A 12,243-nucleotide genomic window follows, 5' to 3' on the forward strand; every position below is an offset into this window, starting at 1 on the left:
AAGCGTGGGGTCGATCAGTCGATGTTCCAAACTCTTAAATACTCAGGGATCGATATGGAAGCTTGGCTTCACGGCTTTAGTGATGTGACAGAAAGCGTGAAAAAGAGTGTGGATGCGATTAAAAACCATCCTTTAATTCCTAAAGATGTCAGTGTTCATGGTCTCGTTATTAACCCTGAAAACGGTAAGCTTGATGTGATTGAAAACGGTTATAAATCAGCAGAAACCGTTTAATCTCCTTTCTACAAAATAAAGAACCGACTCTTTTTCATTCTAAGAGCCGGTTCTTTATTTTTGCTGTCCACTTCCGCCATGCGGTCTTACCCTTTCAATAATCGCTCTCGACCATTGCATACATAAAGTGATCTTCCCACACCCCATTAATGAACAGTAGCTCTCGTAGCAATCCTTCTTGCTCAAATCCTGCCTTTTCTAAAACTTTTACGGAGCCTATATTACGCGGAGAAACGTACGCCTCTACCCTGTGCAAATTCACTTTTTCAAAAGCAAATTGATTAATCAGCTTTACTGCTTCTGTGCCGATTCCCCTACCCGTTTGCCTCTGGTCAATTGAGTAACCTACAAATCCACTTGAAAACGGCAGACGTTTAATGCTGTACAACGATATTTGCCCAATGATCATACTAGTTTGCGAATCAAAAATTCCGAAGTTATACTCTCGACGATCCCGCATCTGATAAAGGGACTCACGGATTTTATCACGCTGCACAGAGACCGTATAGTAGGTATTATCGTGTCGCGGTTCAAACTCTGTCCAATAGTCTCTGTTTGCTAGTAGTAGCTGAGTAAACTGATACGCGTCGTCTTCTGTTAGTATCCGTAAATAGCACTGCTCCCCTTCAAGTAAAATCATTTCTCCTCATCCTTTTCGACGCATTGTATTTTTAACGACTATTTCCTTCATATTTATGAATGATGTGGATAATCAATTCCACTTGTCTGACTTCATTATAGTATTTTTTACTACTACAAGACAACAGAACGCCATTTTATCTCATTTGTAAAGGAAAATTCATACTTTCATCATCATCTCCCCCTTTATTGTCTGTATACTATTCTTCAGGAGGATTTTATCATGCTTAGAATAATTTTGATGGTACTTTCGTTACTTATCATGATTGGAACGCATATTGCCGCAAACCTAATTCCGCTTAACGGGCTGACTACTTGGGAAATTGCAAATCGTGTACCCGTTCTTTTCATGCCTGCAGAATATGTTTTCTCTATATGGGTCGTTCTAGATTTACTAATGGTAAGTTGGTTATATTTATTTTCCAAAACAACAGCTGGACTTTCTTCTTCGATTGTCACGCTTCGGACAATCTGTTTTAGCGTCAGCTGCTTTTTAAATATCGCATGGTTATTACTGTGGCATTATGGTTATTATTACTGGGCGATTGTTAGTGTCATCGGTTTATTGAGTTGTTTGTTACTCATTTATTTCAGTTATCCTAAATTAGAGAGTTCCAATCGCGAACGAATGGCGATTTCCGCTTACATGGCTTGGATTTTCATTGCGGTAATTGCTAACAGTTACTATGCTTTCAAATTTCACGATTGGACAGGTTGGGGTTTAAGTGATCCCCTTTGGACTGTTATTTTTTTAAGCTTGGCTACAGCTATCGCACTACATTTCATGTATCATTACCGAGATTCTGTTTTTAATCTTATTATTATTTGGTCTTTTATCGGGATCGCTATAAAAAATGGAACAGATGAATTATTTGTTTCCACCGCCGCTTTATTTCTTTCGGCTGTAATTGTATTCATTCTAGTCATGGGTAATCGCTTTTCTAAAACACAAAACCTCTAACACAGTTGCATTTTTATAGCTGTGTTTTTTTCATATGAGGATTCATGAAAGTAGGGTATATGTTACAGTATGAACTATCATGCTATATCGTATGGGAGGTTACGCTATGTCAAATTCAAAATTACTCTCTTCACTCTGTTATTTCAGTGTCTTTTTTGCACCATTGTTACTTCCGACTATTATCTTTTTTGTAACGGATGAATATGAAGTGAAACAACACGCGAAAAAGTCCTTAGTTTCTCACATCATTCCAATGGCTTTATTGATTGCAGGATTTATCATCCTATCATTTTCTATCTTCTCCTTAAATTCACAGTCTACTTCACTAACTGATAGCCATATGATGGTTTGGAGCGTATTACCGTTACTTTTTATCATTTTATACAGTATACTTTTTCTAATCGTATTAGTATGGAATGTATATCAAGGCGTTAAAGTATTAAAGTAACTAATATCATTTATGCAAATCATTAAAAGTACATGGAGAGAGTATGATATAGTATGAATTGAATAAATCGTACGGAAGAAAGGATTAGTGAATATGATTGTAAAAAACGATGAAGAATTAGAAGGCTTACGCGCAATCGGACGTATTGTCGCCGAAATCCGAGAAACATTAAAGGGCGCTACTGTACCGGGTGTCACAACAAAAGAACTCGATGAAATGGCAGGTCGTTTATTCACAGAAAAAGGCGCTGTCTCTGCACCCATCGATCAATACGACTTCCCTGGTTATACGTGCATAAGTGTAAATCACCAAGTAGCACACGGAATTCCTGGAAATTATGTCATTCAAGATGGCGACTTAGTAAATATAGATGTTTCAGGTTCAAAAGACGGCTACTTTGCGGATACAGGTATTTCATTTGTTGCAGGTACTCCTGATGAAGCTAAACAGAAGCTATGTGATGTAGCAAAGTCTGCGTTGGAACGGGCGCTATTGAAAATAAAAGCGGGTTCTAGTTTGAATCAGATTGGGAAAGCTGTGGAGCGTGAAGCAAAGGACAATGGCTTACACGTGATCAAGAACTTAACAGGACACGGCATTGGTACTTCTTTACATGAAGAGCCGCAGCATATCTTGAATTATTTCGACCCTTGGGATAAGGAACTGTTAAAAGACGGAATGGTTTTGGCTGTCGAGCCGTTTATTTCACAAAAAGCAGAGCATGTAATTGAACTAGATGATGGCTGGACATTTGTGACGCCAGACAAGTCACTAGTGGCTCAAATCGAGCATACGATTGTTGTAACAAAAGGCGAGCCAATCATTTTAACATCTCTTGATTGATAGCTAAACGAAAAGAGCATACGCGACTGCGTATGCTCTTTTCGTTTATTTCTTTTTTCGTTTTGACTTTGACTTTTTTGGTGCTGATTTCTTCATTTCATCTACCGTTTTTGAATTACCTTCGATTAATTGACCATGATACCAAACCTTTTGTACAGTTTTGATACCTTTTGTCACTTTACGATAATCGCGTTCTTCAGCATAAGATAATAGCGTTAGAACTTCACCATCTGCACCTGCTCGGCCTGTTCGCCCAGAACGGTGTACATATTGCTCTACAGTATGTGGCACATCCACGTGGATAACGTGTGTCAATCCTTCGATGTCCAATCCGCGAGCCGCTAAGTCAGTTGCGATCAATATACGAATTTCTCCTGATCTGAAATCCTCTAAAGTCTTTTGACGATCGAGCTTCTTCATATCGGAATAAAGTACAGCAATTGGTGCATCGTTATACAACAATTTCAATTCTTTCATCCGCAATTGGTCTACATTGTTCATAAACGTCAACGCACGCACACCTGATAATGCAGAAATACCGCGCAACACATCGGTCTTTTTACGATCATCGACTTTAACATACGAATGAATAATTTGTCCAATGTCGGGTATATCTTCAGCATTTACCTGCAAACGAATAGGTTCTTTCATCATATGTTTTGCTACCAATTCAATTTCATCTGTAATCGTTGCGGAAACAACTGCTATCTGACGATTAGGATTCGTTGCTTCAATCAAACTCTTTACAAGTACTCGATATTCACGGGACAATAATTGATCACCTTCATCAATTATTACGTGTTGAATATCATACATCTTTAACTTTCTCTCTTTCACCAGTTCATTCAATCGCCCTGGCGTTCCGACTACAATCGTCGGCTTCTTCTTTAGCTTTTCAATCTGGCGTTGCATATTCGCTCCACCAATTAGCTGTGTCACTGTTACAGATGTACCTTCGACCAAATCGCGAATCACATTAACGATCTGCATCGATAACTCTTGAGATGGTGTGATGATCAATGCTTGTGTTTTCGGCAAGTCACCGTTCACCATTTGAATGACTGGCAATGCATAAGCTAATGTTTTCCCCGTACCCGTAGGCGACTCGGCTACAACATCTTTGCCTTCCAGCATTTTAGGAATCATCTTTAATTGAATCGGCATAGGCTGCTTAAACTTCCATTTTGTACGTAGAGATTCATTCAGCTCATTTAAAAAAGTCATTCGTTTCACTCTTTTCTATAGTTAAAAATGATCAACTGGCTATTTTTTTTGAAATTTCTTTTTCAACTTTTGAATTTTAGGCACAACTTTTACGAACATATTATAGATAAACGGGTTATACACTTTATCGATTTCTCCGATAAATTCTGTTACACCGTCTTTCTGACAGAAACTATTTTTAAAGTTATACAAGCCGTCTGATTCACTATCAAGAACGAATACGCCGCCTAAATCATACTGTTCGGCACCAATTTCCAATCCCCACTTCATCATTTCGAAATTCATAAGATAGCTAGGATTCAAATTACGTTTTACGTTGGAACTACCTGCATACAGATAATAGAGCTTACCATTGTAGTTAATCGTGACAGCTCCTGCTAAATAGTCATCTTCATGCTTGGCCAAATAAATTCGTAAATCATCAAAAGCTTCACGCATTTTTACGAAGTACTCATACGAACGAATGGAAATTTGATTTCGCTTGGACATCTCTTCATGAATCTCGAAAAACTTCTTTAAATAGTCGTCACTTCGAGAATAGGTAACTTCTACACCTTTACGCGCTGAACTACGAATTTTACTTCTCGTTCTACCGCGAAACTTCAGCATAAGAGATTCTTCATCCTCGTCAGTCAATTTCACAATCATATTGTATCGCGGCTGAATCAGGTCTTCTTTTCCCGCGCCCTTGTTGCGTACTATGTAACCGGCATTACGATACATCTGGTCTAACTCTTCCGTGAAGAGCTGTTCAGGATCCATCTTCAACGCGAACGCTTTATATTTCTTTACTAGTACTTCCGCTTCTTTCAACAATTCTTCTACTAACTGTTGATCGTGTAAATCACAAATTGGTCCGCGTGGAGCATACAGTAATGAGTACCCACCTGGAACTTTTCTAATAAGCAAAGACATCGCCGCAACGATTTCTCCGTCACGTTCTACATATACTTGCTCATTTCCCCAATCATCTTTAACGTTAGCCCAGTTAGGGTCTTGAGTGATCGATCGAAAAGGAGAATTTCTCACAAACGCTTCATATCTTTTAACATCATCTACATTTTTTTTATCTAAAATCGGCACTGCTGGAACACTCCTTACGTTACTCTAGCTCCGAATGTTTTAAATTTCTGCCCCCCAAAAAAAGGAAGAAGTTCAACAGAACGGTACAGCCATAGCTCTATTAAGTGTAGCCTACTGTATTTTTCAAGTCAAGAAAGGAAGAAACATCATAGTTATTTGACATCTACAACAACTACTTTTAATAAAAACCTGCCTGTTAAACACTAGATACTATTCCGTTATTACCCATAATAGCCTATACTATGAAGAGGGAGAAAAGTTTCATGGATTTTATTTAAAGGGGGAAATATCTATTGAGAGGTTCAGTACGTAATAAATTGATAGCGCTTGCAGCATTAGTTATTTTGATTCCGTTGCTTACTGTGGGAGTCGTTAACTACTTTGTTGCTAAACAAGAGTTGGAGCTAGTCGGTGAGATGGGACTAGAAAATGGTACATATGCCGTCTTGGATTTAATCGATGAATTAAACATACAGGTTGAAGACGGTACGTTAACATTAGAAGAAGCACAAGAACGAGCAAAGACAAAAATAATGGGTCCAATGAATGCTGATGGTAAACGTTCATTGGAAAACCCCGTAAAATACGGCGAGAATTTCTACTTCTATGTTGTAGATGAAGAAGGTACTTTACTCGTTCACCCACAAAATGAAGGTGATAGCTTATACGAATCGAAGACAAAAGACGGTCGGTATTTCATTCGTGAAGTCATTTCCGAAGCACAAAGTGGCGGTGGCTTTGTACAATACGATTGGCCATTACCGACAAATCTAAGTGTGGAAGCACCTAAAATCACCTATAGTCTTCAAGATCCACACTGGGGATGGATTATAGGTGCTGGTACGTATTTAGTAGACTTCAACGCTGGGGCTAAACGTGTGCTATCGTACACATTGATTTCTATTGTTCTTTCCGTTATTGCCGGCGTCGCGTTATTTTCTATTTTCTCCGGTCGTCTAACGTCTTATATAAAGAACATCCGACTCATCACTGCAGAAATCGCACAAGGTAAGCTGACAGGCGACGACATCCCGATCCGTTCGCGTGATGAATTAGGACATTTGGCTGAAAATGTCAATGAAATGAAAAACAGCTTAAACGAAATGGTCGGCCATACGAGACAGTCTTCAGATCGTATGAGAGCATCGTCTGAAACACTAAGCGCTATAACAGAAGAAGCTACAGCTTCTGCCGATGAAATCCATAATGCCATTGCCGAAGTTTCAAGTGGCGCTGTAACACAAGCTGAAGAAGCGGATATCGCGATTACAAAAGTGGAGAATTTATCAATTCTGATTTCCAACGCGAGCGAGCAATATGAACATGTCGTTAAAGAGATGCATAGTATTAATAATTTGCAGAGCTCAGGAATGGAAAAAGCAGAGAATTTAGAAGTAAACTCTCAGAATTTCAATGTCGTTATTCATGATTTGCAAGGAAACTTCTCACAACTCGTTACTAGAATGAACGAGATACAAACGATTGTGCAGACGATTTCTTCTATCTCCGAACAAACAAACCTGCTCGCACTAAACGCTAGTATCGAAGCAGCACGTGCGGGAGAGCATGGTAAAGGGTTTGCCGTCGTCGCCAATGAAGTACGTCAATTATCCGAAGATACTAATGATGCAACGACAAGAGTTCGCGATCTTTTAGTACACATTCGTAAAGATACGACATCTGCCGAAAACCAAATGAAACATACCCTTGAGTTATCAAGTAATCAAGAAGGTACGATTTTAGAAACTAAAGAAGCTTTCGTACAATTATCCAGTTCGATCAATAACATCACCAATTTATTGCGTATGATGGAAAATGATATGAATAGTATGGATGACAACCGTCAAAGCGTTGTACAAGCAATCAACCAAATCGCTTCAGTCGCTACCGAATCAGCTGCTGCCACAGAAGAAGTTAACGCTTCAATTGATGAGCAAAAAGAAGCAATCAACACTATCATGCACGCTTCTCTCGACCTCCATGCCGAGGCTGAAAAAATGCATGATCTTGTAGATAGATTCAGTTAATAAGTGAATAGATTAAAAATATCCCTACGCAAATGCGTAGGGATGTTTTTAATCTTCAGTAGCGTTTTTATACTTTTTATAATAATTGATCTGCCTCATCAACATATAGAACTTCCGTTTCAAATGACTATCCTTTTTATAAAACAATGGATTGCCATAGTTACCTGATTTAATAAGCGAACGAATTTCTTTTTTCATCTCAGGATTATAAACAAATTTCTTCAGCACAGCTTTTGGCACGACCGTAAATAAGAAATGCTTATCTAAATACGTCAACGGTTTTTCGACTCCATAGACTAAATCATCTACTAAATATTTCGCCATGTTCTCTCCACACTGCGTAATATAGTAGCTTGAACGTCCTTGTCGGATATTCACTTCAAATACTTTGAACTTCCCATCACGCTCATCATATTTCAAATCGAAGTTACCATACCCTACATAGCCAATCGCTTCTGAGAATTTAGCAAGTTTTGTCATCATTTCTTCATGATAACGCGTAATCAATGCCGTGTAATTCCCTATCGCAGTCATCGCACGTTCTTGCAATGCGACTTGTGCAAACGTAATCAGTTGCGGTTTTCCGTGTTGATTAGCATAGTACACTGCATCCCACATATACGAATCATCACCAGGAATAAAATCCTGAATAATCAAATCTTCCGTATAGCCACTCGCTTTCACCATTTGGATAATGCGATTAATCTCTTCATATGTATCCACTTTGTAAATCTTCTGCAACCCTTCGAATGGATGACGGTAATATTGTACACCGTCACTAGGTTTTATAATGACCGGAAACAATACATCATCTGTAAACGGTTCATCCGAAAGACACGAATGGAAATACGTAGACGGTGTATCAATTCCATGCTTTGCACAAAGTTCATAGAAGTTTTTCTTAATATAGACCGCATTCATCAGTTCCTCATCAATATAATTAAATAAAAAATCCTCTTGCAATGCTTCACGCTGTTCAATAATCAATCGAACATACAAATCATCAGTACCAATTAAAATAAGCTTTTGATCAGCTGTACGATACTTCTTCGCTACTTCACGTAAAAACTGGACGAACACTTCAGGATCGTGTAATCCAGGATGAAACTCTTGGATGTCAGTGATTGAACTATAGCTTGTAAAAGGTAACGGTTCCCTTCCTACAATCACTGGCTTCATGTCATATTCTTCATGAAAAGAAATAGCCATATTATAGGCATTAATATTCGTTCCGACAATAATCGGGATAAAAGGATGCTTGCTCATAGATTCCTCCAGCAGACGTTTTTCCATTTAAGTGTAGATGTCTCAAATTCGTAAGTCAAGATTCTGCTGTCTTTTACTAGCCATATGTTTTAAAGACTTGGTCGTGTTCATTCCAAAGCTCCCATGGATACAGTCTAGGTGGTTCGGATACAAAACGGACAATTTCTTTCGTTGTTGGATGTTCGAACTCTAGCGTATGAGCCCATAATGCAATTTGTTCGCCAGGTTTATTCACTTGTCTACCATACTTCTGATCTCCATATAGTGGAAATCCTTCTGACGCTAATTGCACACGAATTTGATGTGATCGTCCAGTATGCAAACGAACACTTAGTAAACTAGTATCCGTTGCTGTTCCTAGCAACAGATATTCTAGACTAGCTTCCTTTGCTTCTGGATGATTTTTCTTTACGTTGTACACATGATTCTTTTTTCGATCTTTATATAGATAATGACGCAGGGTGTCCTGTCTTTTCTTCGGGACACCGCGCAAAACCGCTAAATACTTACGATCAATCTTTCCTTTACGTAACTGATCGGATAACCGTGAAGCTGCTTTGGACGTCTTCGCAAATACCATCACTCCACCAACTGGACGATCCAATCGATGCACAAGACCTAGGTAGACATTTCCAGGTTTGTTATACCGCTTTTTTATGTCTTCTTTAAGTGCGGACAATAAATCCATATCTCCACTCTCGTCTTCTTGCACCGGAATATTCACTGGTTTTTCCACTACTAACAAATGATTGTCTTCATATATTATTGGAATCTTCATTTCGTTATGTCCTCTTTCTTAATAAGATCCAATAAAGCCTGACAACCTTCTAATACTAAGTCGTAAGTTTCTTGGAAATCGCCTGTGAAATAAGGATCTGGCACATCCTTCTGATGCCTTGTTAGATCTAAAAATCGAATCACCCGCTGATGATTGTTATCACCGAATAAATTTCGAATGTTGCCGATATTCTCAGCATCCATGCCAATAATATAATCAAAATCCTCTGCATCCTTTACAGTCAGTTGACGTGCTACCATACCTTCCGAGGACACTTCGTATTCAGCAAGCTTTGCCAACGTACCTGTATGAGGGGACTTCCCTATATGCCAATCACTTGTTCCAGCAGAATCTACTTCGATTTGATCTGTTAATTGTTCATCAGCAACTAATTTACGAAAAACAGCTTCCGCCATTGGCGAACGACAAATGTTTCCTAGACAGACAAATAATACGCGTGTCATGATTTCTCTCTCCTCTTCCCTCTAAAGTAATTATCTCATAGAGTAGTATACATGATTTCTAGTCACCCTTCAGCCAGTATATTACCTATTCAATAGAAGAAAGTCACCTTCCTAAGAAGAAAAATACGAGTGAGTTTAGACTCACTTTACATTTATTTATGGTATAATAAGAACTAGGACTAAAATATCAAAAAATGGGAATACTAAATAATATCAAATGAATGAAGGAGGACTGCGGTATGCAGCTAGTATTTGAGAAAACGTGGGATGCCACATTATCTGAGCAACAAAAATTAGCTTTTATTCAAAAATACGCAATGAAGGAACCAACCAACGACGAATTCACTGCAAGTTCAATTCTTATAAAGCGCAAGCGTGATGGAGGTGTCGTCGCTACAGTTTTCTTGCAAAACAACCGTTCGACCAAGCTCGCTATTCGCGACACAAACGTTTCTGTGGTTAATGAATTCGGAGATATAGTAGCCAATGAAATGTTCTCTCTTTCAATGGATATCCCACCGTATACTGCAACGCCGTGGTCATTTGTGTTTTTACCTGGACAGGTAGTTTATGATGGTGTACCAACTGACGAGTGGAAAGTTGAAGTGAAATAAAAAACAGCTATTACTGTAGGAATCTTCCCACAGTAATAGCTGTTTTTTCTTATGCTAAATCTACGTTGTGATGAACTTGTTGTACGTCTTCCAAATCCTCTAGTGCATCGATCATTTTCTCGAACTGTTCTTGCGCTTCTTTATCTAATGAAATTTCGTTTTGCGCTAACATCGTCAATTCTGCCACGGTGAAGTCTGTTACACCCGCTTGTCGGAATGCTTCTTGTACTTCGTGGAATTGGGAAGGTTCTGCATACACAAGCACTTGCTCGTCATGTTCTTCAATATCGCGAACATCAACGTCTGCTTCAAGCAAGAGTTCTAATACGTCGTCTGCGGTCTTCCCTTCAATCCCGATGATCGCTACTGGATCGCGCTGACACCCATATTTCCTCCATTTTTACCGAAAGCCGCTCGTACTTCAGAGGCTGTACGGTTCACGTTGTTTGTCAATGCATCGACGATTACCATCGAACCATTGACACCAAAGCCTTCGTATCGAAGTTCGTCGAAGTTTTCTTCCCCGCCGCCTTTTGCTTTTTCAATCGCACGATCAATGATTGCTTTGGGTACGCTGTATGTTTTTGCACGTTCTAGCACGAACTTTAGTGCTTGGTTGGATTCAGGGCTTGGATCTCCCGATTTTGCTGCTACGTATATTTCACGACCAAACTTTGCATAGATTCTACTTGTGTTCGCATCCTTAGACGCTTTCTTCTCTTTAATGTTATTCCATTTACGGCCCATTTGGTGCACACTCTTTCCTATAGTTATAATGGTTTTCTACTATCTTTTTAGTATACCAATTGCGTTTTGACATGAAAAGTAAAAAACTTTTTTTATTTTGTGTTTGTATGAATATCATGTTGCAACAGGAATGGGTTCAGACTTTAATCATGGTTTCCTATCATCGCTTCGGCACGTGGAAGGACCTCCGCAGTTGTGCTTACGCTTTTTTAGTACAAGGTAGATTGGATGGAGTTCTGTACATATGTAAAATATTTTGTATTGTGTCGTTGCTCGACTATTTTACGTTATTGAAGTTCGTAAAGGTCAGCTTTCTATCACCGCTTCGGCACGTGGGGGATTGCCTCCCGCCATGAGCCAACAAGCAAAGCGCGCTAGTTGTCTCATGGCTTCGTCCGACCCCGCAGTTGTGCCTTCGCTGATGAGTACAGTGTAGTTTTAGTGGGCTTTGGTACTTACCGAATTAAACCTTTCAACTTCAATGTACTATGCTATTTATTTTCCTAACTGAACGTAGGCGCCTTACAAGCGGTAGGCGGAGCGATGAGACAGAGAGGCAATCTTCCTTTCTGGCTCATCGCGGGAGCCATCCGCAAGCGCCGAAGTGAGTTCAGTGACGAATTACTTCACTACATACAGAAGCGGATTGATGTGTCTTGAACTTACTACTAGTTTGTAATGTGTCGTCGCTCGACTTTTTTACGTTGCTGAAGTTAGTAAAGATCAGCTTCCTATCACCGCTTCGGCACGTGGGGGATTGCCTCCCGCCATGAGCCAACAAGCAAAAGGCGCTAGTTGTCTCATGGCTTCGGCCGACCCCGCAGTTGTGCCTACGCTAATGAGTGCAGTGTAGTTTTGGTAGGCTTTGGAACATCATAAAATTCACTTTTAGAATTCAACGTACTATGCCACTTA

12 protein-coding genes and 1 pseudogene are annotated in these 12,243 nt (G+C 39.4%); 6 read left to right on the forward strand and 7 right to left on the reverse strand.

What is annotated here, in order from left to right; genetic code table 11:
* Positions 1-234: carbonic anhydrase (locus ORD22_RS13970; protein ID WP_486377081.1), on the forward strand; the 234-nt coding region annotated here is incomplete at its 5' end.
* A 94-nt stretch (positions 235-328) separates the two neighbouring features.
* Here the strand turns inward: ORD22_RS13970 and ORD22_RS13975 are convergent.
* The gene (locus ORD22_RS13975; RefSeq protein WP_317646731.1) at positions 329-874 is read right to left on the reverse strand and encodes a GNAT family N-acetyltransferase; all 546 of its coding nucleotides are present in this window, start codon (positions 872-874) and stop codon (positions 329-331) included.
* Positions 875-1,096: 222 nt separating this feature from the next.
* On the opposite strand from ORD22_RS13975, the gene ORD22_RS13980 reads away from it, so the two are divergent.
* The 3 genes from ORD22_RS13980 (at position 1,097) to map (ending at position 3,125) form a co-directional block, all read left to right on the forward strand.
* Positions 1,097-1,834, forward strand: a complete 738-nt coding sequence (locus tag ORD22_RS13980) for a tryptophan-rich sensory protein (RefSeq protein WP_317646732.1) — start codon at positions 1,097-1,099, stop codon at positions 1,832-1,834.
* A 106-nt stretch (positions 1,835-1,940) separates the two neighbouring features.
* Positions 1,941-2,282, forward strand: a complete 342-nt coding sequence (locus ORD22_RS13985) for a magnetosome magnetite crystal formation protein family (RefSeq protein WP_317646733.1) — start codon at positions 1,941-1,943, stop codon at positions 2,280-2,282.
* Between the two features lie 93 nt (positions 2,283-2,375).
* A complete protein-coding gene (map, locus tag ORD22_RS13990; protein WP_317646734.1) occupies positions 2,376-3,125 on the forward strand; it encodes a type I methionyl aminopeptidase in 750 nt (249 codons plus the stop codon).
* 45 nt (positions 3,126-3,170) lie between these two features.
* Here map and ORD22_RS13995 read toward each other — a convergent pair whose 3' ends face one another.
* On the reverse strand, positions 3,171-4,349 hold the full coding sequence (locus tag ORD22_RS13995; RefSeq protein ID WP_317646735.1) for a DEAD/DEAH box helicase: 1,179 nt from the start codon (positions 4,347-4,349) through the stop codon (positions 3,171-3,173).
* A gap of 39 nt (positions 4,350-4,388) precedes the next feature.
* A complete protein-coding gene (locus ORD22_RS14000) occupies positions 4,389-5,432 on the reverse strand; it encodes a lipid II:glycine glycyltransferase FemX (RefSeq protein ID WP_317646736.1) in 1,044 nt (347 codons plus the stop codon).
* 293 nt (positions 5,433-5,725) lie between these two features.
* On the opposite strand from ORD22_RS14000, the gene ORD22_RS14005 reads away from it, so the two are divergent.
* Entirely contained in the window at positions 5,726-7,459 is a 1,734-nt protein-coding gene (locus ORD22_RS14005) for a methyl-accepting chemotaxis protein (RefSeq protein WP_317646737.1), read from the forward strand.
* A gap of 48 nt (positions 7,460-7,507) precedes the next feature.
* Here ORD22_RS14005 and ORD22_RS14010 read toward each other — a convergent pair whose 3' ends face one another.
* The 3 genes from ORD22_RS14010 to ORD22_RS14020 form a co-directional block, all read right to left on the reverse strand.
* A complete protein-coding gene (locus ORD22_RS14010) occupies positions 7,508-8,725 on the reverse strand; it encodes a carboxylate--amine ligase (RefSeq protein WP_317646738.1) in 1,218 nt (405 codons plus the stop codon).
* Between the two features lie 76 nt (positions 8,726-8,801).
* Positions 8,802-9,503 carry an RluA family pseudouridine synthase gene (locus ORD22_RS14015; RefSeq protein ID WP_317646739.1) on the reverse strand — a complete coding sequence of 234 codons (702 nt, stop codon included), beginning with the start codon at positions 9,501-9,503 and terminating at the stop codon, positions 8,802-8,804.
* Entirely contained in the window at positions 9,500-9,967 is a 468-nt protein-coding gene (locus tag ORD22_RS14020; RefSeq protein ID WP_317646740.1) for a low molecular weight protein-tyrosine-phosphatase, read from the reverse strand. Before ORD22_RS14020 ends, ORD22_RS14015 begins: the two co-directional genes overlap by 4 nt.
* Positions 9,968-10,206: 239 nt before the next feature.
* Here ORD22_RS14020 and ORD22_RS14025 point away from each other — a divergent pair, with 239 nt between their 5' ends.
* Entirely contained in the window at positions 10,207-10,581 is a 375-nt protein-coding gene (locus ORD22_RS14025) for an SLAP domain-containing protein (RefSeq protein WP_317646741.1), read from the forward strand.
* A gap of 49 nt (positions 10,582-10,630) precedes the next feature.
* Here ORD22_RS14025 and ORD22_RS14030 read toward each other — a convergent pair.
* Positions 10,631-11,328, reverse strand: a pseudogene (locus tag ORD22_RS14030) (YebC/PmpR family DNA-binding transcriptional regulator).
* Between the last annotated feature and the right edge of the window lie 915 nt (positions 11,329-12,243).

It is taken from the genome of Sporosarcina sp. GW1-11, from assembly GCF_033088395.1.
Classification (GTDB): domain Bacteria; phylum Bacillota; class Bacilli; order Bacillales_A; family Planococcaceae; genus Sporosarcina.